The organism is Rhodococcus sp. OS5, assembly GCF_056837585.1.
In genome coordinates this window covers 4,188,856-4,214,459 of record NZ_CM166368.1, presented here as the reverse complement: position 1 = coordinate 4,214,459, position 25,604 = coordinate 4,188,856, and the positions used below count along the sequence as shown (strand labels likewise).

At 62.4% G+C, this 25,604-nt stretch carries 24 protein-coding genes and 1 tRNA gene; 16 read left to right on the top strand and 9 right to left on the bottom strand.

All coding sequences use genetic code 11. The annotated features are described in order from the left end of the window. The 6 genes from ACVZUB_RS19600 (at window position 1) to ACVZUB_RS19575 (ending at window position 6,293) form a co-directional block, all read left to right on the top strand. On the top strand, window positions 1–723 hold the full coding sequence (locus ACVZUB_RS19600; protein WP_042445509.1) for a copper homeostasis protein CutC: 723 nt from the start codon (window positions 1–3) through the stop codon (window positions 721–723). 129 nt (window positions 724–852) lie between these two features. Next, window positions 853–2,370, top strand: coding sequence for a CoA-acylating methylmalonate-semialdehyde dehydrogenase (locus ACVZUB_RS19595; RefSeq protein ID WP_003941275.1), 1,518 nt, complete (start codon window positions 853–855; stop codon window positions 2,368–2,370). Window positions 2,371–2,384: 14 nt separating this feature from the next. Then, window positions 2,385–3,545, top strand: a complete 1,161-nt coding sequence (locus ACVZUB_RS19590; RefSeq protein WP_209922767.1) for an isobutyryl-CoA dehydrogenase — start codon at window positions 2,385–2,387, stop codon at window positions 3,543–3,545. Beyond that, window positions 3,542–4,600 (top strand): enoyl-CoA hydratase/isomerase family protein, encoded by a 1,059-nt coding sequence (locus tag ACVZUB_RS19585; RefSeq protein WP_042923165.1) that lies wholly within the window; start codon window positions 3,542–3,544, stop codon window positions 4,598–4,600. The genes ACVZUB_RS19590 and ACVZUB_RS19585 overlap by 4 nt, the downstream gene beginning before the upstream one ends. Before the next feature lie 23 nt (window positions 4,601–4,623). Then, window positions 4,624–5,517, top strand: coding sequence for a 3-hydroxyisobutyrate dehydrogenase (mmsB, locus tag ACVZUB_RS19580; protein WP_003941308.1), 894 nt, complete (start codon window positions 4,624–4,626; stop codon window positions 5,515–5,517). After that, entirely contained in the window at window positions 5,517–6,293 is a 777-nt protein-coding gene (locus ACVZUB_RS19575) for an enoyl-CoA hydratase (protein WP_054781510.1), read from the top strand. The genes mmsB and ACVZUB_RS19575 overlap by 1 nt, the downstream gene beginning before the upstream one ends. A 93-nt stretch (window positions 6,294–6,386) precedes the next feature. Here ACVZUB_RS19575 and ACVZUB_RS19570 read toward each other — a convergent pair whose 3' ends face one another. Further along, window positions 6,387–6,920 carry a MarR family winged helix-turn-helix transcriptional regulator gene (locus ACVZUB_RS19570; RefSeq protein WP_020970065.1) on the bottom strand — a complete coding sequence of 178 codons (534 nt, stop codon included), beginning with the start codon at window positions 6,918–6,920 and terminating at the stop codon, window positions 6,387–6,389. Between the two features lie 85 nt (window positions 6,921–7,005). On the opposite strand from ACVZUB_RS19570, the gene mraY reads away from it, so the two are divergent. After that, a complete protein-coding gene (mraY, locus tag ACVZUB_RS19565) occupies window positions 7,006–8,082 on the top strand; it encodes a phospho-N-acetylmuramoyl-pentapeptide-transferase (RefSeq protein WP_003941316.1) in 1,077 nt (358 codons plus the stop codon). Here the strand turns inward: mraY and ACVZUB_RS19560 are convergent. Further along, on the bottom strand, window positions 8,079–9,347 hold the full coding sequence (locus ACVZUB_RS19560) for a multidrug effflux MFS transporter (protein ID WP_100084653.1): 1,269 nt from the start codon (window positions 9,345–9,347) through the stop codon (window positions 8,079–8,081). The two genes, mraY and ACVZUB_RS19560, sit on opposite strands and share 4 nt — an antisense overlap. A 233-nt stretch (window positions 9,348–9,580) precedes the next feature. Between ACVZUB_RS19560 and ACVZUB_RS19555 the strand changes: the two genes are divergently transcribed. Continuing rightward, a tRNA-Cys gene (locus ACVZUB_RS19555) sits at window positions 9,581–9,651 on the top strand. A gap of 159 nt (window positions 9,652–9,810) precedes the next feature. Then, entirely contained in the window at window positions 9,811–11,106 is a 1,296-nt protein-coding gene (gene dcm / locus ACVZUB_RS19550; protein WP_482627668.1) for a DNA (cytosine-5-)-methyltransferase, read from the top strand. Window positions 11,107–11,188: 82 nt separating this feature from the next. Here the strand turns inward: dcm and ACVZUB_RS19545 are convergent, their stop codons facing one another. Both ACVZUB_RS19545 and ACVZUB_RS19540 read right to left on the bottom strand, forming a co-directional pair. Continuing rightward, the gene (locus ACVZUB_RS19545; RefSeq protein ID WP_003941303.1) at window positions 11,189–11,314 is read right to left on the bottom strand and encodes a hypothetical protein; all 126 of its coding nucleotides are present in this window, start codon (window positions 11,312–11,314) and stop codon (window positions 11,189–11,191) included. Between the two features lie 394 nt (window positions 11,315–11,708). Beyond that, window positions 11,709–12,356 carry a TetR/AcrR family transcriptional regulator gene (locus ACVZUB_RS19540; RefSeq protein ID WP_042923173.1) on the bottom strand — a complete coding sequence of 216 codons (648 nt, stop codon included), beginning with the start codon at window positions 12,354–12,356 and terminating at the stop codon, window positions 11,709–11,711. 97 nt (window positions 12,357–12,453) lie between these two features. On the opposite strand from ACVZUB_RS19540, the gene ACVZUB_RS19535 reads away from it, so the two are divergent. Further along, entirely contained in the window at window positions 12,454–14,244 is a 1,791-nt protein-coding gene (locus tag ACVZUB_RS19535; protein ID WP_482627667.1) for an N-acyl-D-amino-acid deacylase family protein, read from the top strand. Next, window positions 14,241–15,086: an alpha/beta fold hydrolase gene (locus ACVZUB_RS19530; protein WP_218680187.1), complete on the top strand. Its 846-nt coding sequence runs from the start codon at window positions 14,241–14,243 to the stop codon at window positions 15,084–15,086. Before ACVZUB_RS19535 ends, ACVZUB_RS19530 begins: the two co-directional genes overlap by 4 nt. An 87-nt stretch (window positions 15,087–15,173) precedes the next feature. Here ACVZUB_RS19530 and ACVZUB_RS19525 read toward each other — a convergent pair whose 3' ends face one another. Genes ACVZUB_RS19525 through ACVZUB_RS19515 form a run of 3 tightly spaced genes read right to left on the bottom strand, consistent with a single transcriptional unit; the run spans window position 15,174 to window position 18,272 of the window. After that, complete coding sequence (locus ACVZUB_RS19525; RefSeq protein ID WP_212634095.1) at window positions 15,174–16,313, bottom strand: sulfotransferase family protein; 1,140 nt, start codon at window positions 16,311–16,313, stop codon at window positions 15,174–15,176. A gap of 7 nt (window positions 16,314–16,320) precedes the next feature. Next, window positions 16,321–17,103 carry an SDR family oxidoreductase gene (locus tag ACVZUB_RS19520; RefSeq protein ID WP_212634096.1) on the bottom strand — a complete coding sequence of 261 codons (783 nt, stop codon included), beginning with the start codon at window positions 17,101–17,103 and terminating at the stop codon, window positions 16,321–16,323. Window positions 17,104–17,105: 2 nt separating this feature from the next. After that, window positions 17,106–18,272 carry a hypothetical protein gene (locus tag ACVZUB_RS19515; protein WP_064075259.1) on the bottom strand — a complete coding sequence of 389 codons (1,167 nt, stop codon included), beginning with the start codon at window positions 18,270–18,272 and terminating at the stop codon, window positions 17,106–17,108. A gap of 116 nt (window positions 18,273–18,388) precedes the next feature. On the opposite strand from ACVZUB_RS19515, the gene ACVZUB_RS19510 reads away from it, so the two are divergent. The 5 genes from ACVZUB_RS19510 to ACVZUB_RS19490 all read left to right on the top strand — a co-directional run bounded on the left by ACVZUB_RS19510 (window position 18,389) and on the right by ACVZUB_RS19490 (window position 23,757). Further along, window positions 18,389–19,324 carry a helix-turn-helix domain-containing protein gene (locus tag ACVZUB_RS19510; RefSeq protein WP_047270168.1) on the top strand — a complete coding sequence of 312 codons (936 nt, stop codon included), beginning with the start codon at window positions 18,389–18,391 and terminating at the stop codon, window positions 19,322–19,324. 143 nt (window positions 19,325–19,467) lie between these two features. Next, on the top strand, window positions 19,468–20,394 hold the full coding sequence (cysD, locus tag ACVZUB_RS19505) for a sulfate adenylyltransferase subunit CysD (protein ID WP_003941285.1): 927 nt from the start codon (window positions 19,468–19,470) through the stop codon (window positions 20,392–20,394). Continuing rightward, complete coding sequence (gene cysC, locus ACVZUB_RS19500) at window positions 20,394–22,238, top strand: adenylyl-sulfate kinase (RefSeq protein ID WP_003941334.1); 1,845 nt, start codon at window positions 20,394–20,396, stop codon at window positions 22,236–22,238. The genes cysD and cysC overlap by 1 nt, the downstream gene beginning before the upstream one ends. Then, window positions 22,235–23,389, top strand: a complete 1,155-nt coding sequence (locus ACVZUB_RS19495) for a 3'(2'),5'-bisphosphate nucleotidase CysQ (protein WP_047270166.1) — start codon at window positions 22,235–22,237, stop codon at window positions 23,387–23,389. Before cysC ends, ACVZUB_RS19495 begins: the two co-directional genes overlap by 4 nt. After that, window positions 23,386–23,757, top strand: coding sequence for a nuclear transport factor 2 family protein (locus ACVZUB_RS19490; RefSeq protein ID WP_007726173.1), 372 nt, complete (start codon window positions 23,386–23,388; stop codon window positions 23,755–23,757). Before ACVZUB_RS19495 ends, ACVZUB_RS19490 begins: the two co-directional genes overlap by 4 nt. A 9-nt stretch (window positions 23,758–23,766) precedes the next feature. On the opposite strand, the gene ACVZUB_RS19485 is transcribed toward ACVZUB_RS19490, so the two are convergent. Together ACVZUB_RS19485 and ACVZUB_RS19480 are read right to left on the bottom strand one after the other, a co-directional pair. Then, a complete protein-coding gene (locus ACVZUB_RS19485; protein ID WP_030537325.1) occupies window positions 23,767–24,918 on the bottom strand; it encodes a N(5)-(carboxyethyl)ornithine synthase in 1,152 nt (383 codons plus the stop codon). 233 nt (window positions 24,919–25,151) lie between these two features. Next, window positions 25,152–25,529, bottom strand: a complete 378-nt coding sequence (locus tag ACVZUB_RS19480) for a MarR family winged helix-turn-helix transcriptional regulator (RefSeq protein WP_003941367.1) — start codon at window positions 25,527–25,529, stop codon at window positions 25,152–25,154. Window positions 25,530–25,604 lie beyond the last annotated feature (75 nt).

The window sequence follows — 25,604 nt, the reverse complement described above, 5'->3', positions numbered from 1 at the left end:
ATGACGGTTCTGGAGCTGGCTGTGCAGGACGTGCGGGGGGCGAGGATCGCGCGTTCGGTGGGAGCGACTCGAGTCGAGTTGTGTGCGGCACTCGGCCCGACGGGGGGATTGACGCCCAGCATCGGAGTGATCGAGGCTGTGTCGGAAGTGGGGATCGCGGTTCACCCGCTGATCCGTCCGCGCGCCGGAGGTTTTGTGTTCTCACCCGACGAAGTGTGGGTGATGGAGCACGACGTACATGCTGCTGTGGCCGGTGGAGCTTCCGGCATCGTGATCGGCGCGCTGACAGAAGATTATTCGATCGACACCGTCGTGCTGCGCCGCATCATCGGATGCGTGGACCGCGCGCGGGTCGAGGTGACAGTACATCGTGCGATGGACGTGGTGACCGACCGTCTGACCGCGCTGGACGAACTGATCGACCTGGGCGTGACCCGCGTGCTGACGTCCGGGGGTGCGGACACTTGCAATGAGGGACTCGACGAGATCGGTCGAATGGTCGAACATGCCGCGGGCCGGATCCAGATCATGGCCGGTGGCGGAATAACCGTCGACGACATCCCGGCAATCGCTGCCGTCGGCGTCGATGCGGTGCATCTCTCGGCGCGCAAGGTTGTCGCAGTTTCCGGCGGACCTGGTGGGGGATCGGACGGATACGACGTCACCGATGCAGTAGTCGCGCAGGAAGCGGCAGCCGCGCTCCGCGCTGTGCGCCTTTATTAACCCCCCGCGGTTAATAAAGGCGCACAGCCCTTGGGCTCTAGACATACATGGACATCCAACTATAGGATGGTAGACATATTCACTGCTGCCTCCTGGGCGGTCCATACGAGCAAGGAACGGGTTAGCACAATGGTTGAAAATGCGACGGTTCATGAGTTGACGCACTTCGTCGGTGGCAAGCGTGTTCCCGGGACATCTGATCGATTTGCGGACGTGTTCGATCCCAACACCGGCAAGGTGCAGGCCCGCGTCCCCCTCGCGAGCAAGGCCGAGACCGAAGCCATCATCGCCAATGCCGAAGAGGCGCAGCAGGTGTGGGCAGCGTTCAACCCGCAGAAGCGTGCCCGCGTGCTGATGAAGTTCCTGCAGCTCGCCCAGGCCGAGATGGATTCTCTGGCCCGCCTCCTCTCGTCCGAGCACGGCAAGACCGTCGCCGACGCCAAGGGCGACATCCAGCGTGGCCTCGAGGTCATCGAGTTCGCCGTCGGCGCTCCGCACCTGCTCAAGGGTGAATTCACCGAGAGTGCCGGCACCGGTATCGACGTGTACTCCATGCGTCAGCCGCTCGGCGTCGTTGCCGGCATCACGCCCTTCAACTTCCCCGCGATGATCCCGCTGTGGAAGGCCGGCCCCGCCCTCGCCGCCGGTAACGCCTTCATCCTCAAGCCCTCCGAGCGTGACCCCTCCGTCCCGCTGCGCCTGGCCGAGCTGTTCCTCGAAGCAGGACTGCCCGCAGGTGTGTTCAACGTGGTCAACGGTGACAAGGAAGTTGTCGACGTCCTGCTCACCGACGATCGCATCAAGGCCGTCGGCTTCGTCGGCTCCACGCCGATCGCTCAGTACATCTACGAGACGGCCGCAGCTCACGGCAAGCGCGCACAGTGCTTCGGTGGCGCCAAGAACCACGCGATCGTCATGCCGGACGCCGACCTCGACGAGGTTGCCGACGCCCTGATCGGTGCGGGCTACGGCAGCGCCGGCGAGCGTTGCATGGCCATCTCGGTTGCCGTTCCCGTCGGCGAGGAGACCGCGGACGCTCTTGTCGCGAAGCTGAAGGAGCGCGTCGCGAAGCTCAAGATCGGTCGCAGTGACGACGAAGGCGTCGATTTCGGACCGCTCGTTTGCCAGGATGCCCTCGACCGCGTCAACAACTACGTGCAGATCGGCATCGACGAGGGCGCAACGGCAGTCGTCGACGGCCGCGGCTTCACCCTCGAAGGCCACGAAGGTGGATTCTTCGCCGGCGCAACCCTGTTCGACAACGTCACCTCGGACATGCGCATCTACAAGGAAGAGATCTTCGGACCCGTCCTTCAGGTGGTCCGCGCTGCCGATTACGAAGAGGCACTGCGTCTTCCGACCGAACACGAGTACGGCAACGGCGTCTCCATCTTCACCCGCGACGGCGACACCGCGCGTGACTTCACCGCTCGCGTCAACGTCGGCATGGTCGGCGTGAACGTGCCGATCCCGGTCCCGATCGCGTACCACACCTTCGGTGGCTGGAAGCGCTCCGGATTCGGTGACCTGAACCAGCACGGTCCCGACTCCTTCCGCTTTTACACCAAGACCAAGACCGTGACGCAGCGCTGGCCTTCCGGCAAGAAGGAAGAGACCAACCACTTCGTCATCCCCACGATGAACTGATCGGAACACTTTCCATGTTTACTCTGACCGATGACGAGCGGGCGATTCGTGACACTGCCCGCGACTTCGCGGCCGAGCATCTGGCGCCCAACGCAGTGGAGTGGGATCAGACCAAGCATTTCCCGGTGGACGTCCTCCGTAAGGCGGCGTCCCTGGGGATGGGCGGTATCTACATTCGTGAAGACGTGGGTGGCAGTGAACTGAGCCGCGTCGACGCTGCACGGATCTTCGAAGAGCTGGCCAAGGGCGATCCGTCGATCGCCGCGTACATCTCCATCCACAACATGGTCACGTGGATGATCGACCAGTTCGGCAACGACGAACAGCGCCACAAATGGGTCCCCGGACTCTGCTCGATGGATCAACTGGGCAGCTACTGCCTCACCGAACCCGGTGCGGGCTCGGATGCTGCGGGCCTGAGCACCAAGGCCGTTCGTGACGGCGACGACTACATCCTCAACGGCGTCAAGCAGTTCATCTCCGGCGCAGGCACTTCCGACGTGTACGTCGTGATGGCGCGCACCGGATCTGCCGGTGCCAAGGGGATCTCGGCGTTCATCGTGCCCAAGGATTCGCCCGGACTGTCGTTCGGTGCCAACGAGGTCAAGATGGGCTGGAACGCGCAGCCCACCCGTCAGGTGATCTTCGAAGACGTGCGAGTTCCTGCCGCCAACATGCTCGGTGAAGAGGGCAGCGGCTTCCGCATCGCTATGAAGGGTCTCAACGGCGGCCGGCTGAACATCGCCGCCTGCTCGGTCGGTGGGGCCCAGGCGGCGCTGGAGAAGGCAGTCGCATATCTGGTGGACCGCAAAGCTTTCGGTTCGGCACTGATCGAGTCGCAGGCCCTGCAGTTCCAGCTCGCCGACATGCATACCGAACTCGAAGCGGCCAGGACGTTGCTGTGGCGCGCCGCTGCCGCACTCGAAGACGGAGCGTCCGACGTCGTGGAGTTGTGTGCGATGGCCAAGCGCTTTGCCACCGACACCGGATTCGACGTAGCCAACAAGGCCCTCCAGCTTCACGGCGGGTACGGCTATCTTGCTGAGTACGGGATCGAGAAGATCGTCCGCGATCTTCGGGTTCATCAGATCCTCGAAGGCAGCAACGAGATCATGAGGGTGGTCATCGCCCGCAGCGTGGTCGCATCAGGTCAGGGAAAGCAGGGAGCAGCATGAGCGACGAGCTCGAGGTATTGATCGAAAAGCGTGACGGACTGGGGCTCATCACTCTCAACCGTCCCAAGGCGATCAACGCCCTCAACCACTCGATGGTCAAGGCGATGGCCAAGGCCCTCGAGGAATGGAAGTCCGACGACGACGTCAAGGCAGTCGTACTCACGGGCGCCGGCGAGCGTGGTCTGTGCGCCGGCGGCGACATCGTCTCGATCTACCATGACGCCAAGGACGGCAAGACCGGTTCGCTCGACTTCTGGCGTGAGGAGTACATCCTCAACTCCGAGATCGCGAACTACCCGAAGCCGTACGTCGCGATCATGGACGGGATCGTCATGGGCGGTGGCGTCGGAGTGTCCGCACACGGCGACATTCGCATCGTGACCGAGCGCTCGATGATCGGAATGCCCGAGACCGGAATCGGTTTCATTCCAGACGTGGGCGGAACTTACCTGCTCTCGCGTGCTCCCGGTGAACTCGGGACGCACATCGCGCTCACCACGGCGCGACTGAGCGCTGGCGATGCCATCGCAGCAGGTTTCGCTGACCACTTCATCCCGTCGGAGAACATCGAGACGTTCATCGCCGCACTCGCGTCGTCTTCGGTTGCCGACGCCGTGGCGCAGTACGCGGAGCCGGCTCCGGTGTCGGAACTGTTGGCCCAGCAGAGCTGGATCGACGCCGCGTACTCGGCCGACGACGTATCCACCATCGTCGAGCGTCTTCGCGCAAGTGGAATCCCCGAAGCGGAGAAGGCAGCGGAGCAGATTCTCGGCAAGTCCCCGATTGCACTGTCGGTGACCCTGCGATCTCTGCGGCATGCCAAGGAAGCAGCAAGCTTGGAAGAAGTCCTCAACGAGGAGTTCCGGGTCTCGACCGCTGCGCTCGCCTCACACGATCTGGTCGAGGGCATTCGCGCCCAGGTCGTGGAGAAGGACCGAAACCCGAAGTGGTTGCCGGCAACTCTCGACGACGTCACGGCAGAATCCGTCGACGCCTACTTCGCCCCGCTGGGCGACAACGAGCTCGGACTCGCCCCTCAACCGCAAGGCAACTGATCACCGCCGAAGGAGCATCACTAATGAGCACCATTGGATTTATCGGACTCGGTCACATGGGTGGCCCGATGGCGGCCAATCTTGTCAAGGCCGGACACAAGGTCGTCGGTTTCGACCTGGCACCTGCGGCGCTGGAGCAGGCAGTCAAAGACGGTGCATCGGTGGCGGATTCGGCGGTCGACGCCGTTCGCGGTGCCGACGTCGTGATCACGATGCTGCCGAGCGGTAAGCACGTTCTGGGTCTGTACGAAGAGCTGCTGCCGGTGGCAACACCGGGCACGCTGTTCATCGACTGTTCCACCATCGACGTCGCCGACGCCCGCGAGGCACACGACAAGGCCGAAGCGGCCGGTCACCGCAGCGTCGACGCACCGGTCTCCGGTGGAGTCGTCGGGGCTACCGCAGGCACGCTGGCATTCATGGTCGGCGGTTCCGAGGCTGACTTCCAAGCCGCGTCACCGTTGCTGGACGTGATGGGCCGCAAGGTCGTTCACTGCGGCGACGCCGGTGTCGGCCAGGCAGCCAAGATCTGCAACAACATGATCCTCGGCATTTCGATGATCGCGATCAGCGAGGCGTTCGTGTTGGGCGAAAAGCTCGGCCTGAGCAACCAAGCGCTCTTCGACGTGGCGTCCAACGCCTCGGGGCAGTGCTGGGCACTGACCACCAACTGCCCGGTACCGGGACCGGTGCCCACCAGCCCGGCCAACAACGACTACCAGCCTGGCTTTGCTGTTGCACTGATGGACAAGGACCTGGGTCTGGCAGCAAATGCGCTGCGCAACAACGGCGTCGATGCGGAGATCGGACTCAAGGCCGCCGAGCTCTACAGTCGCTTCCATGCCGCGGGCGGTGGCGGTCAGGACTTCTCTGCCATCATCAACGACATCCGTGACCGTTCGACCGAAGGACAGTAGTGACCGACTTCAACACCATCATCCTCGAGCGTAAGGGTCGCGTCGGCGTCATCACGCTCAACCGCCCGAAGGCTCTCAACGCGCTGAACTCCGAGCTGATGAACGAGGTCGTCGCCGCGGTTGCCGACCTCGAAGCGGACAGCGGCATCGGAGCCATCCTGATCACCGGTTCCGAGCGCGCCTTCGCCGCCGGTGCCGACATCAAGGAAATGCAGTCCAAGACGTACATGGACGCATACGTCGAGGATTTCTTCACCCCGTGGGATCGCGTCGCAGCAGCTCGTAAGCCGCTGATCGCCGCCGTCTCCGGATACGCGCTCGGTGGTGGCTGCGAACTGGCGATGCTCTGCGATTTCATCATCGCTTCGGATACCGCGAAGTTCGGCCAGCCCGAGATCAAGCTCGGTGTCATTCCGGGTATCGGTGGCTCGCAGCGCCTTACGCGCGCCGTGGGCAAGGCCAAGGCCATGGAGCTGTGCCTCACCGGCCGCAACATGGACGCAGAAGAAGCCGAACGTGCAGGCCTGGTTGCCCGGATCGTTCCGGCCGCCGATCTGCTCGACGATGCCCTGAAGACCGCAACCACCATCGCCGAGATGTCGCTGCCGATTGCGATGATGGCCAAGGAAGCAGTCAACCGCTCCTTCGAGACCACCCTCGCCGAGGGCGTCCGCTTCGAGCGTCGGGTGTTCCACTCGACCTTCGCGACGGAGGATCAGAAGGAAGGCATGACCGCGTTCGTGGAGAAGCGGTCGGCAGAATTCAAGCATCGCTGAATTTCAACAGCGCCGAATTTCAACAGCGCTGAAACTGCCCTCACACTCGTCGAGAGTGTGAGGGCAGTTTCTTTGTGTGTACGGGTGGTCGGTTCACCACTTGGTCGGTGCGCCGCCGGTGTCGAAGTCACCCGCAGTCTTGCGAAGTTCAGTGAGGATCGTCACCAATTGCTCGAGCTTGTCCTGCTGGAGTCCGGGGTGAGCGAACACCTTGCTGTTGAGCATTTCGGTGGCTTCGAGGGCCAGCGCGCGACCCGCGTCGGAGATCTCGATGAGCGTCGCACGGCGATCGCTGGGATGCGGGACCCGCCTGACCAACTCCGCTTTCTCCAAACGGTCGACGGCATTGGTGACGCTGGTGGGGTGAACCTGGAGTCGGGCACTTGCCTTGGCCATCGGGAGTGCGCCCGACCTGGTGAAGGTGAGAAGCGTCAGGAGTTCGTAGCGGGCGAAGGTCAGCCCGAGAGGCTTGAGTACCTCTTCGACCCGCGCCATCATGATCTGCTGCGCACGCATCACCGACGTGACCGCAGCCATACCGTCGGCGACATCGCTCCAACCGTGCTTCGTCCACTGACGATGCGCCTCTTCGATGGGGTCGAGGGGGAGCGGCGCGGGGGGAGACATAAGTTCGATCATCCCATGCTGGCAAGCGGTCGGGTGCCTTGTCTGATTGTGTGTCGCAGCCGCTTACGTCTGTAGAGTCCCACGGGTGATTTCAATCCTCGTAGCGGGTGGCGTCTCGTTGTTCGTCGCGCTCTTCCTGACTCCGTTTCTCATTCGTGTGCTTTCGCGGCAGGGGCTCGGGCACGAGATTCGGATCGAGGGTCCGCAGAGTCATCAGGGCAAGCGTGGCACCCCGTCGATGGGCGGGATCGCGATCATCGCCGGCATGTGGGCGGGCTACCTGGCGGCACACATCATCGGATTCGGCTCGCGGCTACCGCGGCTGTCTGCATCCGGTTGGCTGGTTCTCGCGCTCGCCACGTCACTGGGAATCGTCGGCTTTCTCGACGACTTCATCAAGATCCGTAAGAAGCGCAATCTCGGGCTCAACAAGACAGCGAAGACCGTCGGTCAGCTGGCGAGTGCCATCATCTTCGGCATTTTGTTCCTGCAGTTCTCCAACAACAACGGAGTCACTCCCGGAAGCCAGTACCTGTCCCATGTTCGTGACATCTCGGTGTTCTCCATGGGTGCCATCGGCTTTGTGGTCTTCTTCTGCATTCTGGTGTTCGCCTGGTCCAACGCCGTCAATTTCACCGACGGCCTCGACGGTCTCGCGGCCGGTTCGATGGGCATGATCCTGGGGACCTACGTCGTCATCGCCGGTTGGCAGTACCGGAACTCGTGTGTCCTCGAGCCTGCCGCCGGTTGCTACGACGTTCGTGACCCTCTCGATCTAGCGATCGTCGCTGCCGCCGCAGGCGGGGCGTGCCTCGGCTTCCTCTGGTGGAATGCCGCCCCGGCTCAGATCTTCATGGGCGACACCGGCTCCTTGGCACTCGGCGGCCTGGTTGTCGGCCTGTCCGTCACGACGCACACCGAGCTGCTGATGGTCATCATCGGCGCCCTGTTCGTCGCTGAGATCCTGTCGGTGATCATCCAGGTTCTGGTCTTCCGATCGTCCGGTCGACGCGTATTCAAGATGGCCCCGATCCATCATCACTTCGAGTTACTCGGTTGGCCGGAAACCGTCGTGATCGCAAGATTCTGGATCTTCGTCGCGATCTCGTGCGTCCTGGGACTTGCCACCTTCTACAGCGAGTGGTTCTCCGCTGCCGGTTAGACCGATTCACTCTTTCGGGTCGTAGCCAGAAGAGCGATCAGACCGAGCGACACACACGCCGTCATCGTGACGGCCAGGGCTGTGCTCGTGTTTCCCAGTAGGCCGACGGCCGGCGCGATGGCCGCACCGACGCCGAACTGGAATGCCCCGAGCATTGCCGCGGCAGTACCGGCCGCTTCGCCGTGACGAGCGAGCGCCAGCGCCGGGGCGTTGGGCAGAACGAACCCGATGGCACCGGCCATGACCCACAGTGCGATCACGAATCCGGCGAGCCCGCCCAGTTCCAGGACCGCGACAGCAATGACGACGGCCCCGGAGACAACGGCAGCCACGAGGGCCCACTTGGTGATCTGCTGGGGAGTCCACCGATCGAGCAGTCGGACGTTGACCTGCGAAGCGCCGATCAACGCAATCGCGCCCGCACTGAAGAGCAGTGCGAACTCTTGCTGATTGAGGCCGTACTGATCCTGATAGACAAACGACGCGCCGGAGACATACGCGAACAACGACGCCATGCCGACGCTGGAGACGAGCGTGAGGACCATGAACGTGCGGTCGCCGAGCAGCGAACCGTAGGTACGGAGAACCGACGTCAATCCGCTCGGGCGACGCTTTTCCTTCGGCAATGTTTCGGACAGTCCGAACGCACCGATCATCGCTGTGCCGACGCCGATCAGTGCCAGTACGACGAAGATCCCGCGCCAGTCGAGGGCGACGAGGAGGGCGCCACCGATGCTGGGCGCCAGGATCGGCGCAACGCCGAGCACGAGCATCAGCCGGCTCATCACAACGGCAACGGTGTTACCGCTGTAGAGGTCGCGGACGATCGCCATGGTCACCACTGCCGCGGCCGCCGCGCCCATGCCCTGGAAAACCCGCAGGATGCCGAGGACCGCGATGCTCGGTGCGAAGACCGCCAGCAGCGAAGCCAGGATATGGACGCCGATTCCGGCAAGCAGCGGCTTTTTGCGGCCGAGAGTGTCCGAGAGCGGCCCGACCAACAGCTGGCCGAGTGCGAGGCCGATGAGAGTTCCGGTGATGGTCAGCTGAACCGTTGACGACGAGACCCCGAGATCGGCACCGATATCCGGCAGCGCGGGCAGGTACATGTCGATGGTGAAGGGCCCGAGTGCAGTCATGGAACCGAGGGCAAGAATCTTCCCGACGCTCGGCTTGCGGTCGACACTGCTCGTATCCAGCGGGGCCGTCTCCAAGAGCGGAGCTGCCTTCACAGGCGGGGCGATGGCGGTGTTCTCGGCACTCATGAAACCTTCTGGGTTGTCTTGGTCTGGCGAACTGCTCGGTCGTTCGGTCGAAAGTCGGGCCGCAATCGAATGACCTGCGCCCACCGAGGGAGTCAGCATCGAGACTGACCGATTTGTTCCCGAAGGGCTCACGGTTTTCCCAGAGACTGGAACAGTTGGTGGGATTGCACTCGAATCATGCTGAGCGGAACTGTGGTTCGGCGCCGCGACTCGGGGCAGAGTTACTCACTGACGCGGGTGTGGCTGAGTGGCTAGGCACCGGCCTGCAAAGCCGTTCACACGGGTTCGAGTCCCGTCATCCGCTCGTGTCGGAGACCGGCAGGCATATCGCCTGCCGGTCTCTCTTGTGTGGTCCTGGTTCGCGGGGTCGGCTGCGATAGTCTGGGCTGCCGGAGCGAGCGGACCACATGAGTGAGGCACTGAATTGATTTCGGGACAGGACCTGCGATCGCGGCGCTTGCACGTGGGGATCAGTCAGTTCCAGTTCGCCCGCCAGGCGGGAGTCTCGTCAGCCGTCGTCTCCGCGTGGGAACTCGACAAGGCGTATCCGAAGCCACCGGCGGAACGAGCAGTTCTCACGGCCCTCTCCGCGCTGGAAGCGGCCAAGCGTGAGGGCACGTACGCGGCCCCCCGGAAGCGATCGAGCGGTAGTACCCGTGCGCGTCGAGCGACACCGGTCAACGACCCCGCCTCGGTGGCCAGGCGTGCGGTCGCGGGGGCAGGAAACGGTGGCCCCACCGTATTGACGGCGTTCTCCGGTTGTGGCGGTATGGCCGAAGGCTTTCGGATGGCGGGGTTTTCGGTGGAGGGATACATCGAAGTCGTGCCGGAGGCGCGCGCGACCTTCGATCGGAACTTCCCCGGCGCGAAGTGCCTCGGTGAGGACATCCGGGCGATCGACGAAGCCCGGGTGAAAGATCTTCTGGCACAGGTGAATATCGATGTGTTGGCCGGGGGGCCGCCGTGTCAGGGTTTCAGTCTCGCCGGCCGGCGAGACCGCGACGATCCGCGTAACCATCTCTTCCGGAACCTACTCGAGCTCGCCGATCTGGTGAGGCCGAAGGTCGTGGTGATGGAAAATGTTCGGCTGCTGCTGAGCATGAAAGACCCGGACGGTGGGATGGTCGTCGACCGGATTCTCGGCGAGATGGCTGCATGCGGTTATGACGCCTCGGTCAACACGGTGAATGCGCAGGATTACGGAGTGCCGCAGTTCCGGGAACGAGTGTTCATCGTGGCGACCCGCCGCGACAGTGGTATCGGGCCGCTGCGTTTCCCGCCGAAGACTCACGGCGTGAATGATGTTGCACCGCTGAGGACTTTCCGCGACGCCACCGTCGACCTGGCCCCGCTGGAATCCGGGCAGGCCTGCGAGACGGACCCGCTGCACTGGGCCGTCGAACATCCCGAGCACGTCTTGCGGTGGCTGCGTGATGTACCAGAAGGAATGTCGGCGCACGACAACGAAGATCCGGCCATGCGACCGTCGTCCGGGTACAACACGACGTACAAGCGCCTCCGGTGGGACGAGCCGGCGTCCACGGTCGGAACCACTTTCGGGATGATCTCGGCTTCACGCAGCGTGCATCCGAAACACACGCGATCGTTGACCGTTCGAGAAGCTGCTCGCCTCCAGACCTTTCCCGACGACTACATCTTCGAGGGCAAGTGGGGAGCGGTGCGCACGATGATCGGCAATGCGGTGCCGCCGCAGCTGGCGTCGGTACTGGCAGGAGAGATCAAGAAGGCACTCGGCTGAGATAGAGCACCTACGGAAAATGGGGCCGACGATGTCGGCCCCATTTCGAGTTACGCCCTGGCAGGGGTGTGGTGCAAGCGAATCAGCTGAGGTTGAGCTTGGCGATCAACGGCTGGACGACCTTGATGATGTCGATGACGGCGCTGAGGGTGTTGATGGAACCCATGTTTCGGTCCTCCGTGTCGTATGTACAGGTGTGTATGTACAAGGTTGTGTCTGCGTGGTGTTTCTGTACGACCTTGTGTCGCAGACACAAGTTAGCAAACTGGACGCTTGTTTGGGTCGAAATGACGGCTTTGCGCTGAAGTTGCTGAAAAGTTCACGGATTGTTCAGGAACGTAAACAAAAAACAGGCCGGACTCCCCGAAGTCCGGCCTGTTGATGACGCTTTGCGATCAGCTGAATGCCGAAAGTGCGCTGATGAGGCCGATGCCCGCAACTGCGACCTTGAGGACACTCAAGACGTCTTCGAGCTTGACACCCTCGGGCAATACGTTTTCGACAGACTCCATGTTGGATCCTTCATGTGTTGGGGTCGTGGTCCAGTGCCACTGCAAGCAAGATACCCAATCGTGACCACCTGTGAAACCCCGGCACGAAGATCACAGTTGTGTTGCGCCGGACTCACTGGCCGTCGCGACAACGGTGGCTGCCACTATTTGCTCCACGCTGATGCCCGCTGCCGGTAGGCAGTGGTAGAAGATTCGTTCGCAGAGGTCGACCATTTCGCCTCGCTCGAGCGTCGGCTCGTCGATCCAGTTGACGACGATTTCCTCCATGAATGCCTGCCACCCGGCGATTGTCGCCTCCACGGTCGCATTCGATTCGATGCCTAGATTCGTCAGCGCAGCGACAATCCACGTGGTGAAAGTGCGGCGCATGCCTCGGTAGATCGTGCGCATTCGGACGTCACCACTGCCGGCCATACGCATCACGGCGAGGTAAATGGTGGGGTGCTCGATAACGGCGTCGACGAATGTCTCGATACCTGAGCGCAGCTGGGACGTGATGGGTAGCTCGGGATCCGGTCGCATTCGATCTTCGAGATCGGCCGAGGCGGCCTCGAGGATGGCGTTCTGGAAACCCTTCTTGTTCTTGAAGTAGTGGAACAGCAGTGGCGGCGAGACACCGGCCTCGGCTGCGACGCGATCCATCGACAGTTGGTCGAAAGGCTCGGTCCGCAACATGTGTACTGCCACCTCGAGGATTTGCCTCTGACGGTCTTCGGGGGAGCGGGGGACTGCAGCCATTCCGTCATCTTATGTATTGGTTCGGAAGGTTCATTGACTTTTACTCAACGCTGTCTATAACGTGAGGTAACACATACGTGAGGCGAGGAGTCCGACAGTGTCTGCTTTCGACATCGTGGTCAACGACGGGTTGTGGTTCGACGGGACGGGGGCTCCAGGTCTGCGTCGTAATCTCGGAATTCGAGACGGCGTGGTCGCGGAGGTGTCCAGCACGAGCCTGGAGATCGGGCCGGACACCGAGGTGATCGACGCGGCCGGCAAGTGGGTTCTCCCGGGTTTTGTCGACGTCCACACGCACTACGACGCCGAAGCCTTGGTCAGTCCAGGGCTTCCGGAATCGGTTCGCCACGGCGTCACGACGGTCGTGCTCGGCAATTGCTCGCTGTCGACGGTGTATTCGACCCCGCGCGAGATTGCGGATCTGTTCAGCCGGGTCGAAGCAGTTCCCCACGACGCGGTGCTGCGCATCCTCGAAGCGAACAAGACCTGGACCGGTCCCGCGGCGTACACCGCCGCCCTCGAAGCCCTTCCCCTCGGACCCAATGTCGCGGCCTTCATCGGTCATTCCGATATCCGCACGCACGTACTCGGACTGGGGCGCGGTACCGACAAGAAGGTCAAGCCGACTCGCTCGGAACTCGGCCGGATGGGCTCGATGCTCGAGGACGCCATCGACGCTGGGATGCTGGGCCTGTCGTCGATGACCAATGCCCTCGACAAGATCGACGGCGACGAATATCGTTCTCGCTCTTTGCCGTCGACGTATGCACGGTGGAAAGAGTTCCGATTCCTCAATCGCATCCTTCGTGATCGCGGAAAGATCTTGCAGAGCGCTCCGACCATCAACCTGCATCCGAACGTCGCGGCGTTCTTCGCCGAAAGCTCGGCGATCGGGCGCAAGAAGCCGCTCAAGACGTCGGTGCTCTCGGGCGCGGATTCGAAGGCCTACCCGGTGATCGTGTACTTCATGCTCGCTGCGGCCCCACTGCTCAATCGCTTCGCCAAGACCGATTTCAAGTGGCAGCACCTTCCGGTTCCCTTCACCGTCTACGCGGATGGAATCGACCTGGTCGTGTTCGAGGAGTTCGGTGCCGGCGCCGCCGCTTTGCACCTCAAGGACCAGGTGGAGCGCAACGAACTGCTCCAGGACGAGTCGTACCGTCGCGCATTCCGTAAGGACTACGACAACAAGTTCTCACCCCGCATCTGGCATCGCAATTTCTACGATGCGGTCATCGTGGGATGCCCGGACGAGACGTTGATCGGCAAGAACTTCGGTCAGGTCGGTGACATCCGCGGAGTGCACCCGGTGGACGCGTACCTCGACCTGGTGGTGAAGTACGGGCGAGATCTTCGCTGGCGCACCACCATTGCCAATCACCGGCCCAAGTTCGCGAAGAAACTCGCCGCGAGTTCCGGTGTGCAGATGGGCTTCGGCGATGCCGGCGCGCATCTGCGCAACATGGCGTTCTACAACTACCCGGTGCGACTCCTCAAGCGCGTCAAGGACGCTCAGAGTGACCGCAAGCCGTTCCTCACCATCGAGCGCGCAATCCACCGCCTGACGGGCGAACTGGCGGACTGGTACGGCATCGACGCCGGGCATCTACGCCAGGGTGACCGCGCGGACTTCGTTGTCATCGACCCGGCCGGGCTCGACGAGTCGGTGGACGGGTTGTTCGAGGCAAAGGTTCCCGAGTACGGCGGGATCAGCCGGATGGTCAACCGCAGCGACGACGCAGCCGTCGCTACGGTGATCAACGGCCGACTCGTCTACCGCGAAGGTGAATTCGCCCCCGGATTCGGAATCGAAAAGACAGGTCAGTTCCTGCGTGCCGGTGAAAAGGCTCCGGTTACCAGGGCCGCGAAGACTAGCGTGGCGCTATGACTACACCGGCGGATCGCCTCACCTCGTACTCCCGGTCCGGGCTGACCTTCGACGTACGCGACGAAGGACCCGCCGACGGTCCGGTCGTGGTTCTCCTGCACGGGTTTCCGCAGGATTCCCGCTCATGGGATCACCTTGCGCCGTTACTGCACGCCCGCGGCTTCCGGACCGTCGCACCGGATCAGCGAGGGTACTCACCCGGCGCCAGGCCGAAAGCGCGCTGGGCGTACCGTGGGTCCGAACTCGCCGCTGACACTGTCGCACTGATCGACGCGCTCGCGGTGGGCAAAGTGCACCTGGTCGGCCACGACTGGGGTGCCGCAGTCGCATGGCAGGTGGCCGCCGAACGGCCGGACTTGCTCGATACCGTGACCGCGGTGTCGGTTCCGCACCCACTGGCGTTCGTCAAGGCGATGGTGACCAGCACACAGGGACTGAAGTCGTGGTACATGGGGGCGTTCCAATTACCCTTCGTTCCTGAGAAGATTCTGGCCTCGTCATCGCTGGGCGCGAAGTTCCTGGTTTCGAGTGGGCAGACGCCGGAGAATGCGCGGCGCGATCTGAATGCCATGCTGGCTCCCGGCCGCCTGCGGGGTGGTCTGAACTGGTATCGCGCGATGTGGATGACCAAGCCGAACCCGGAAGCTGCCCGGGTCACCGTGCCGACCCTGCACGTCTGGAGTGACGGCGACGCCGCCATCGGACCCAAAGGGTCTGCGCTCACCCCCGCGTTTGTCGACGGCCCGTACCGGTTCGAGGTTCTCAGCGGCGTGAGCCACTGGATTCCGGACGAGGCGCCGGTCGAGTTGGACCGACTGCTGGGTGAGCATCTCAGCAGCTGACCGCGTTTTGATCACTGAAGCCCCCGCCGTTCGGCGGGGGCTTCAGTCGTCAGCAAGGTCGTCAGCAAGGTCGTCGACCAACCGTGGTCAGCGAGCTCCGAATCGCTCTTCCACCTGCTCCTTCGTCAGGCCGAACTCCTCGAGCGTGTACTTGTGCGACGGTTTGCGAGCACCCGAGCGGCTTTCCTCGTGCATGGCCTCCATCGACTGCTGCGCGACAGCTGTCAACGGGATGTCGAAGTGCGTGTAGATGTTCTCGACGGTTCCCAGCGGATCGGTGACGAAGTCCTGATAGTCGACGTCGATGAACTGTGCGGGATTGTGGTGTGCGCGTGCACTGTCGAACTGCTCGAGCCCCCTGGCCCACAATTCGAGCTGACTTTCGCCGATCACCTTGTCGGTGAACGTGTTCGACCAACCCTCTGTAGCCTGGGCGGCCAGGCTGCACACCGACGGAATGATCGTCGAAGGGGAGCGGTGAGTCTGGATGACAAGCGCGTCGGGGTACGCCTCCATCAATTCGTCGAGCGCGAACAGGTGGCTCGGGTTCTTGAGGACCCACCGTCGATCCTGATCGGGCAGACCGATCAGCTGCAGGTTCTTCTTGTGTCGTGCATAGGCGTTCGACCACTCCTGGTCCTTCAGCCATGCGGAGTACGTGGGTAGATTGGCCAGACACTCGTACGACACGGACTTGAACGTCTGACGCAAGAGTTGCCAACATTCTTCGACTTCGCTGGCCGACATGTAGTGCACGCCCATGAATTCGGGATGCTCGACGTGGTGTTGACCGAATGTCTCCTCGATCTTGGCGAAGACCGGGTTCGATTCCCACGTATCGCGAGGCGGGCGAGGCTGAGGGAACTCGGTCAGCCACATCTCGAGGCCCTGGTGAGCCGGGTCGACCGTGAGGAGGCGGTGCAAGGCAGTGGTGCCCGTCCGTGGCAATCCGGTGACGAAGATCGGCCGCTCGATCTTGACGTCGGCGTGTTCCGGATGCTCCTTCCACGCCGATTCGCTGAGCAGACGGGCCACCAGGGCGCCGCGAAGGAATACCCGAGAGATCTTGCTGCCGAACGGCGTCAGATCCTCGTCGCGGTCGTAGGACTCGAGCAGGACCGACAGAGCTTCGGTGTAATCGTCGACGCCGAAGTCCGTCAGTCCGGTCATCCGCGTCGCCGAGGCGTGGAGATCCTCGACGGTGCCGACGTGAGTGCGTTCAGTCATGGTGCTCCTAGTGATGGAATTCGCCGCAGTTGACGTCGATGCATTGGCCGGTGATCGCGCTGGCCATCGGAGACGCCAGGAAGATCGCCGCGTCGGATACTTCATCCATCGTCGGCAGGCGCTTGAGGTCGGTGTTCGACGCAGTGTGCTCGTAGATCTGCTCGACAGTCATGCCGAACTTCTCCGCCTGGTGCGCGAAGTATCCCTTGAGGGTGTCTCCCCAGATATAGCCGGGTGCAATCGAATTGACACGAATTCCCTGCGGGCCGAGTTCGGTGGCCAGGGACTGCGACATGGCGAGCAGGGCCGACTTCGCCATCTTGTAGCTGCCGTAACGCTCTTGCGAATGCCGCAACACCATCGAATTGATGTTCACCACGGAGCCGTCCGACTCGCCAAGTGCCGGCGTGAACAGCTGAGTCAGGCGCAACGCACCCAGTACGGTCAGTTCGATGCTGTCGCGGATGTGCTGGTAATCGGTGCGAGCCAACGGTTTCATCGACGGAATCGAGAATGCATTGTTGATCAGAGTGTCCACTTTGCCGTAGGCGGCAATGGACTCGGCCACCAGATTCTCGGCGGAAGCCTGGTCGGTGATGTCGGTGGCAACGGTGACGGCGCGCCCACCGGCATCGACTATTTCCTTCGCAACGTCGTCGAGTCGCGATTGCGTACGTGCTGCGAGAACAAGACTCGCGCCGGCCGACGCACATCGAAGGGCCAGAGCGCGGCCGAGTGCCGGGCCGACTCCGGAGATGACTACTACACGGTCTTCGAGCAAGGCGGTCATGATTACCCCAGCATTCGGTTGTCGATGGCGGCCTGGCGCTGGGCAATGCGTGCTGCCCAGTCCTCGGCGGTGATGGCGTTGGTGTCGAAATGCGGCAGGTGCTTCGCAATATCTGCGACGGCGACGATTTCGACGGTGGGACCGTCCTGCGGCGTCAGCTCGCGGGACACGCGCTGCCAACGGAACTGCAGAATGCCGCGCGGATGTCCGACGGTTTCGATCCAGTTGGTGACACCGGGGTTCTTCTCGCTGACCACCATTCGAACCATCCCGTCCGGATCGACCTGTGCCTGGCCGTTGTTGAGGGAGGTCTGATGATTGACGTAGTCCAGTGAGATGTACCAGAGGCTCCCCAGTTGGAAGCCGAGATACGGTGCGTCGGAGGCGGGAACGGTGATGATCATCGCCTGCTCGTCGGTGAGTTCGTAATGTCCCACCGACGAGTACTGTGTTGCCAGCCCGCCCGGTGTCAGGCGTGGTTCGGTCATGGTGTTGACCGTGAGCTTGAGGTAGAACCACTCCGGGAACTGGAGCCACGTCTTGACCCGCGTGACCAGTGCCTTCCCAGCCCGGGCGTAACGCTTCTCGGTCTCTTCGGCGGTGAGAGGTGGCGGCGCGATCCCGATCGAATCGGTGCGCTCGATGCGGATCACACCGCGCTGCTGACTCCAGTCGCTGTAGACCTCGCGAACGACCAGCTGCGAGGATCCGGGCGCCAGGGTGTAGTAGTTGGCTCGGCCGTCGGCAGGGCCGGGGCCGAACCAAGCGACGAAGTTACCGTCGTCGTCTATCTCCAGCTCGCGGTCGTCGAAGGCGATTTCGCTGCCGGGAACGTTCGAGTTGGTGTAGTTCCCACTCAACACTTGGAAGCTGAGATCGGCTGTGGTGCCGCGCTTTCCGGTGACCTTGTATTCCTTGTCGTCGTTGATTCGGGCGCCGAAGTACAGAGTGTCGGGGTTGTCGAGGCCCATCTTGGTGAATGGTCCGGTGCCCTGGATGAAACTCGGATGGGTCTTTTCGCCGGCCCAGGCGGCATGCGTCGTCGCGATGATTCCGCCGGCCAGATATTGGTATCCCTCCAGTAGATCCTGTTCGGATCTGATGTGCGGCGCAGTCTCGATCAATTTCTCGGCTTCGGCGATCGCCTCGGCAAACGGGTCCGTCAGCACGCTGGCTCCTCACAGTTCCGACTATGTCGCCGGTCCAGAGCGTCGTGGTACAAATATGTACCTATTTGGTAGATGTTGGGTATTTCGACAATAGAACGCGTTCTAGGGAGTGGTCAATGGGTGGACCGGAGAAGACGCCTGAAGAGGGACGCCCGAGGGGGAGACAATCGCCTCCCACCGAACGGGTGGTTCAGGTGCTCGACTACCTCGTCGGCCGCCCTGATCAGCGGTTCGGGCTGTCGGAACTGGCCCGCGCGCTCGAGATCAGCAAGCCCACCTGCTTGGGAATCCTCACGGCGCTGGCTGATCGTGGATACCTGACTCGGGACGAGGTGTCGAAGACCTATGGGCTCGGTCCGGCCTTGATCGCGGCCGGACGTGCAGCTCAGCGAGGATTTGCCGTCGGACCCATTGCCCGCACCCATCTGGAGAAAGTGAGCACGGAGTTCGGGACGACGTGCACGGCGTCCGGTGTGATCGGTGATCAGATCAGCGTTCTCGAAGTGACCGGACCGATCGGCGCGCGTCGCGCTGCCAAGGTCGGTCAGGTGTACCCGTTCGCTCCGCCGGTCGGGCTGATGTACGTCCTCTGGGGTTCGGATCACGATATGGACAGTTGGCTGAGCAAAGAGCCGAGCCTGCCGGTGCGCTTGGATCGCGAGCGTCTGTGGAACGTGGTCCGCGAGTGTCGGGCTGCGGGGTATCTGGTCGAGAGTCTGGATCCCGTCGGGCAGCGACTGCACACGCTGATGGCGGGCGTTGCGACGCACGATCTTCCGCCGGAGGTGCGTGAACTGCTCGGTGAGATGGTGTCGAGCCTGGGCGAGAGGGTGTATCTCGGACGCGACATCAGCTCTGACGACGAGCATCCCGTCAGTCTCATCGCGGCCCCGACCTACGACGCCGAGGGGCATCAGGCCCTTGTGCTGACACTTTATGTGGGTGGGGCGATCACGGGCGCCGAGATCGAGCGCCGCGCCGCGGTGCTGGTTGCGGCGGCGGATGCGGTGACGGCGGAAGTTGGTGGCAGGAGTCCGGTTCGCGGTCTGTGACGTCTTATTGCCGGTCATTGACCTTTGGGTAGAACGAGTTCTATTCTGTGATTGCGTTCAATTTAGAACCAGTCCGGTACATAAATGTACCGATGCGGAAATGGTGTTCCGCACGGAGTACGTGATGCTCAGGAGCGAAAGACATGGCAACACTCCAGACCCCGCCCGCCTACGAGTTGTCGCATCTGCGAGCACTCGAAGCGGAGGCGGTCCATATTTTCCGCGAAGTCGCAGCGACTTTCGAAAAGCCGGTCCTCCTGTTCTCCGGAGGTAAGGATTCCGTCGTGATGCTGCACGTAGCGGCCAAGGCATTCTGGCCTGCCCCACTGCCGTTCGCTGTGATGCACGTCGACACCGGTCACAATTTCGACGAGGTGATCGAATTCCGCGACCAGACGGTCGATCGCTTCAACCTGCGTCTTGTCGTCTCCAGCGTGCAGGACGACATCGACGCCGGACGCGTCATCGAGGACACCGGAGTCGGTTCCAGTCGCAATCGCCTGCAGACGCACGCGTTGCTGCGCGGAATTCGCGACAACAAGTTCGACGCCGTGTTCGGTGGTGCTCGCCGAGACGAGGAGAAGGCGCGCGCCAAAGAGAGGGTGTTCAGCTTCCGGGACGAGTTCGGGCAGTGGGATCCGAAGGTGCAGCGACCTGAACTGTGGAACCTGTACAACGGCAAACACCGTAAGGGCGAACATATTCGGATCTTCCCGCTCTCCAACTGGACAGAGCTCGACATCTGGCAGTACATCGAGAGCGAGCAGATCGACCTCCCCGGCATCTACTACGCCCATCGTCGCGAGGTGGTTCCACGCGACGGAATGTTGTTGGCACGCACCCGCTTCCTCGAGCTGCGCGCCGGCGAAGAGTCCTACGAGGCGTTGGTGCGCTTCCGTACGGTCGGCGACGCAACGTGTACCGGATGCGTCGAATCGTCGGCCGAAACACCGGGCGCTGTCGTGGAAGAAGTTGCGGCGAGCCGTATCACGGAGCGTGGCGCAACCAGAGCTGATGACCGGATTTCCGAAGCTGGCATGGAAGATCGTAAGAAAGAGGGGTACTTCTGATGCCGCAACTGCTGAGAGTCGCTACAGCGGGCAGTGTCGACGACGGAAAATCGACACTCATCGGCCGCTTGCTCTACGACTCCAAGTCGATCTTCGAGGACCAACTCGAGGCCGTGGAACGGAGCAGTCGAGAACGCGGCGACGAGTACGCCAACCTCGCGCTACTGACCGACGGATTGCGCGCCGAGCGTGAACAGGGCATCACGATCGACGTGGCCCACCGGTATTTCGCGACCCCTCATCGGAAGTTCATCATCGCGGACACTCCCGGGCACGAGCAGTACACCCGCAACATGGTGACCGGCGCGTCGACGGCCGACCTTGCCCTGATCCTGGTGGATGCTCGCAAAGGGGTGCTCGAACAGACGCGGCGGCACGCCTTCTTGTCCACTCTCCTGGGGATACCCCACCTCGTGCTGTGTGTGAACAAAATGGACCTGGTGGGCTGGTCTCAGGAACGGTTCGAGGAGATCAAGGAAGAATTCCGACAGTTCGCGATCAAACTGGACGTCCACGACCTGACGTTCATTCCGGTCTCGGCGCTGTTGGGGGACAACATCGTTGCCCGGACCGAGAACATGTCCTGGTACGACGGGCCTTCTCTGCTGCACCATCTCGAGCAGGTGCACATCGCGTCGGATCGCAATTTGATCGACGCGCGTTTCCCGGTGCAGTACGTGATCCGTCCGCAGAAGCAGACCGACGCCGACCTCCACGATTTCCGTGGATACGCCGGAACGGTGGCCAGTGGCGTCTTCAAGCCCGGCGACGAAATCGTGGCTTTGCCTTCAGGATTCACCTCGACGGTAAAGGCAGTCCACGGGCCGGGCGGTGACGTGATCGACGAAGCGTTTGCGCCCTCGGCCGTATGCATCGAGCTGACCGACGATCTCGACGTCAGCCGCGGGGACCAATTGTGTCGGCTCAACAACCGGCCGCAGGTCGGGCAGGAAATCGATGCGATGGTCTGTTGGTTGACCGAACAGACAACTCTGTCGGAGAACAATCGCTACTCGTTGCTGCACACCACGCGCTCCACGAAAGCGCAGATCGTCAAGCTCGACTACCGGCTGGACGTCAATTCTCTGCACCGCGACGAGAAGGCAGAATCTCTGTCCCTCAACGAGATCGGCCGCATCTCGATCAAGACGCAGCAGCCGTTGATGTTCGATCCCTACCGCCGCAACCGCGTGACGGGCAGCTTCATTCTCGTGGACGAGACCACGGGCAATACCGTCGCCGCCGGAATGATCAACGGTCCGACGCTCAAGGAATCGCGCGTCGTCTGGCACAGTTCGGAGGTTTCTCGCGAGGAACGTGCGACTGCCGGCGCCACCGTGTGGCTCACCGGTCTCTCGGCCTCGGGTAAGTCGACGATCGCGGTGGAACTCGAACGCCGCTTGGTGGCCGCGGGTATCCCGGCGTACCGCCTCGACGGCGACAACCTCCGGCACGGATTGAACGCGGATCTGGGATTCAGTGCCGATGACCGCGCCGAGAACGTCCGCCGAGTCGGCTCGGTGGCGCAGTTGTTCGCTGATTCAGGTGCAGTGGCAGTGGCCTGCCTGATAAGCCCGTACCGCGAAGATCGTGATCGAGTGCGGGCGGCGCACGAGGCCGCCGGGCTGAAGTTCGTCGAGGTCTACGTCGACACCCCGATCGAGCAATGTGAAGCCCGAGACCCCAAGGGCATGTACGCCAAGGCCAGGGCCGGGGAAATCACGGGATTCACCGGAGTCGACGATCCCTACGAAGCTCCGACAAGTCCCGAGCTGGTGATCAGACCCGAAGACGGAACGCCTACCGAACTTGCGCTGCGAATTATGGAAGTGTTGGACCGGTGAGCGAATCCACACACAGCAGAATCGCCGACGAGGCACTCGCGGCGGAATTGGCGCAGGCCGCCGGTGCGATCCTCCTGGGGATCCGAGCCGAGGGTCTGGGTGTCGACGACGGTCGTGAACTGGGTCGCCGGGGCGACAAGGCCGCCGATTCCTACATCCTCGACCGGTTGGCTGCCGAGCGGCCGGGCGATGCCGTGCTCTCTGAGGAATCTGCCGACGATCGCAGTCGTCTGGATGCAGCTCGGGTCTGGATCATCGATCCGCTGGACGGCTCCAAGGAATACGGCTTGCCGAATCATGCGGATTGGGCAGTGCACGTGGCGCTTTGGGAGCGCGGTAGCGGAATTACCGCAGCCGCGGTTGCTCAGCCGGCACTCGGAGCGGTGTACTCCAGTGGCGACGAGGCAGCTTCGGTTGCCGCCAACTCGCCGCTCCGCGTAGTAGTCAGCGGATCGCGACCACCCGCATTCACCGAAGCGGTGGCAGCCGAACTCGGCGCCGACGTGGTGCACATGGGATCGGCCGGCGCCAAGGCGATGGCGGTGGTGCGCGGCGAGGTCGACGCGTACCTGCACGCCGGTGGGCAGTGGGAATGGGATTCGGCTGCGCCCGTCGGCGTCGCACAGGCGGCGGGACTGCATTGCAGCCGCATCGACGGTTCGCCGCTGCTCTACAACGAATCTCATCCGTACCTGCCGGATCTCGTGATCTGCCGACCGGAGTTGTCGGAGTCGATCCTGGGCGCAATTGCCAAGCACTCCACGGAGTCTGCGGTCAGCGGACGCGTCGCCATGGCGCGTGAATACGTGAACGCATTGCTCACTCATGACGCAACGAAGGTCCGCTTCGCCGCCGACGCCTGGCGGGTCGAGAACGGTCAGCGAACCGGTGACAGCGGCGCCTTCATCAGCAACGAGCTCGAACAAGGCCAGCAATATCGCGGAATCGTGGCGATACGTGAACTCGCGCTGCGTGAGTGGGGCGAGAGCGTAGTAGCCCGGTATCTGCTCGACCTCGGAACACCCGGCCAGGCACCGGCCGTCACGGTTTTCGTGACCGAGTACTTCGGGATACCGGCAGGCGAGATCGAAAGCATCCTGGCAATCATCGAACCCCACGAAGACGATTCGAAAGAGGCTGGAACACAATGACATCGGACAAACTGATCACCGATTTCTGTGCGCTGTGGGCAGACGCCGATGTTGCAAAGATCGTCGACTACTTCACCGATGACGTCGTTTATCACAACATCCCGATGGAGCCCGTGGTCGGTCGCGAGGCCGTCCGGGCGTTCATCGAGCAGTTTGTCGGTGCCTTCGGCAACATCGACTTTCAGATCAAGCGTCAGGTCGCGGACGGCAACACCGTCATGAACGAGCGCGTCGACGTCTTCACCATCAACGGCGCCGAGGTAGCGCTCCCGGTCATGGGGGTGTTCGAAGTCGAGGACGGAAAGATCAAAGCCTGGCGCGACTATTTCGACATGGCGCCGATCAATGCGGCAGCCGGCCAGGCCTGATCGGGGCGCCTACTCCGCGATGACAGCGTGCGGGTAGTCCGACGAGCGGTGCTGGAAACGCGTAATGGCGGGATTCACGATGACGCCGTCACGGATTTCGATGGCACGGTCGACGGTCTCGTCTGCCTTCCAGGCCGTCTCTCCTGCCATCACAGTGGGCAGGTAGGGAAGAAGTGATTCGCTGATCTCCCACGACGCGGAGTTCCACAGGTATGACGGACTGTGGTCGACACCGTAGTAGGTGATGTTGTCACCGACGATGAAGGTCGGCTCGGCAAACGAGGTGGGGCGAGCCCAACTGAAGCCCATGCCTTCGTCGCACGATACGTCCACGATGAGGCTGCCGGGTTGGAAGTCCATGAGGTCTTCCTCGGTCAGGAACGTCAGTGGGGCGTCCGTGTTCTGCAGTACGCAGTTGACGACGATGTCGTGCTCGGCCAAGAAACCGGGCACCGGCACGCTGTGGTTGTCGAGCATGACGTGGCTGCCACGGACGTCACCGTTGTTGTTGTCGAACGAGACCATGCGCGCCGAGTGGATGGGGGAGCTGACGGCGGTGACTCCACGCTGGGTGAGGACGTCCACTTCGTGGATACCGTGCGCCTTGAGTGCTGTGACCGCGCCGCGTGCAGTGGCTCCGAAACCGATCACGGCAGCGGTGAGACGCCGGCCGTAGTCACCGGTGGAACCGATCAACTGCAGGGCGTGCAGTACCGAGCAATAACCGGCGAGCTCGTTGTTCTTGTGGAACACATGCAGATTGAACGATCCGTCGCTGTGCCAGAAGTTCATGGCCTCGAAGGCGATGAGAGTCAGTTTCTTGTCGATCGCGATCTGTGTCAGTTCGGTGTCCTGGACACAGTGCGGCCAGCCCCAGAGAACCTGACCTGATCGTAGCTCGGCGAGGTCACGCACCAACGGCTTCGGTAGCAGAACCACATCGGTTTCCGCCAAAATCTGCTTGCGCGTGCGGATTCCGGCAACGAGGCGCGAGAGGTAGTCGTCGGAGTAGCCGAAGGGGTGACCGTAGCCTTCTTCGAGGTAGATCCGAGAACGTAGTTCGGCATCGATGCGATCGAAATGCGCAGGATGGATCGGCAACCGGCGTTCTGCCGGTTTGCTCGACTGTCCGATGACTCCAAGGGTGCGTGCGTTGTTCAATTGTGTATCTCTCGATAGGAGCAGGTAGAGATGTCAGGCAGGAGCCTGAGGGACTAGCAGAAGCCGCAGGAACGCTGGCAGATTGCCTCGGCCAGGACCGCGTGAAAGCGTGCTGGCTGCGCTGCTGTCGATCGCCGACGGCAACAGAAAGGCGCGTCGGTATGTGCTCAGTCTAGTCCGGAACGGCCCTCACCCGGTGGCCGGGCGCTGTGTTGTGCTCCGCTGACGTGTGGCTACTGCTCGCGCAGGCGTGAATCCAGTACGGCCAGTTGAATTTTGCTGGCGTCCGCGTGTACCTGACGTCCTTTGTCGGTGACGTCGACGAAGACTCCGCGCCGGTCGGCCTCGCACAGTGCTCGCTGAACCAGTCCGGCCTTCTCGAGACGGGCCACGCTACGGGAGAGCGCGCTGGGACTCAGGTACATCTCCGAGGCAAGCTCCTGCATGCGTGGACGTTCGCACGTGGCGTCCATGAGTCGGTCGAGAGCCTCGAAGTCGCTCATGCTCAGCCCATGCGCCGACTGCATCTGGCGATCGAGTTCGCACGCGATGTCGTTGTAGCTGGTCGACAGCGAGCGCCAGGTGTTGCGCAATTCGGATTCCGACGTCACGACCGCATTCTAGTTGAAGACTCGATTACGTGCAATTGCATTAAATGCTTGTGCATTATGTGCATGTGCATCTAT

Excerpts from the sequence above, each read along its gene's own strand:
- mmsB (WP_003941308.1), top strand. The coding sequence starts at position 4,624 with ATGAGCACCATTGGATTTATCGGACTCGGTCACATGGGTGGCCCGATG.
- cysC (WP_003941334.1), top strand. The coding sequence starts at position 20,394 with ATGCCGCAACTGCTGAGAGTCGCTACAGCGGGCAGTGTCGACGACGGA.
- ACVZUB_RS19525 (WP_212634095.1), bottom strand. The coding sequence starts at position 16,313 with ATGACTGAACGCACTCACGTCGGCACCGTCGAGGATCTCCACGCCTCG.
- ACVZUB_RS19520 (WP_212634096.1), bottom strand. The coding sequence starts at position 17,103 with ATGACCGCCTTGCTCGAAGACCGTGTAGTAGTCATCTCCGGAGTCGGC.
- ACVZUB_RS19600 (WP_042445509.1), top strand. The coding sequence starts at position 1 with ATGACGGTTCTGGAGCTGGCTGTGCAGGACGTGCGGGGGGCGAGGATC.
- ACVZUB_RS19490 (WP_007726173.1), top strand. The coding sequence starts at position 23,386 with ATGACATCGGACAAACTGATCACCGATTTCTGTGCGCTGTGGGCAGAC.
- ACVZUB_RS19560 (WP_100084653.1), bottom strand. The coding sequence starts at position 9,347 with ATGAGTGCCGAGAACACCGCCATCGCCCCGCCTGTGAAGGCAGCTCCG.
- ACVZUB_RS19595 (WP_003941275.1), top strand. The coding sequence starts at position 853 with ATGGTTGAAAATGCGACGGTTCATGAGTTGACGCACTTCGTCGGTGGC.
- ACVZUB_RS19540 (WP_042923173.1), bottom strand. The coding sequence starts at position 12,356 with ATGGCTGCAGTCCCCCGCTCCCCCGAAGACCGTCAGAGGCAAATCCTC.
- ACVZUB_RS19585 (WP_042923165.1), top strand. The coding sequence starts at position 3,542 with ATGAGCGACGAGCTCGAGGTATTGATCGAAAAGCGTGACGGACTGGGG.
- ACVZUB_RS19530 (WP_218680187.1), top strand. The coding sequence starts at position 14,241 with ATGACTACACCGGCGGATCGCCTCACCTCGTACTCCCGGTCCGGGCTG.
- ACVZUB_RS19510 (WP_047270168.1), top strand. The coding sequence starts at position 18,389 with ATGGGTGGACCGGAGAAGACGCCTGAAGAGGGACGCCCGAGGGGGAGA.
- ACVZUB_RS19570 (WP_020970065.1), bottom strand. The coding sequence starts at position 6,920 with ATGTCTCCCCCCGCGCCGCTCCCCCTCGACCCCATCGAAGAGGCGCAT.
- ACVZUB_RS19590 (WP_209922767.1), top strand. The coding sequence starts at position 2,385 with ATGTTTACTCTGACCGATGACGAGCGGGCGATTCGTGACACTGCCCGC.
- cysD (WP_003941285.1), top strand. The coding sequence starts at position 19,468 with ATGGCAACACTCCAGACCCCGCCCGCCTACGAGTTGTCGCATCTGCGA.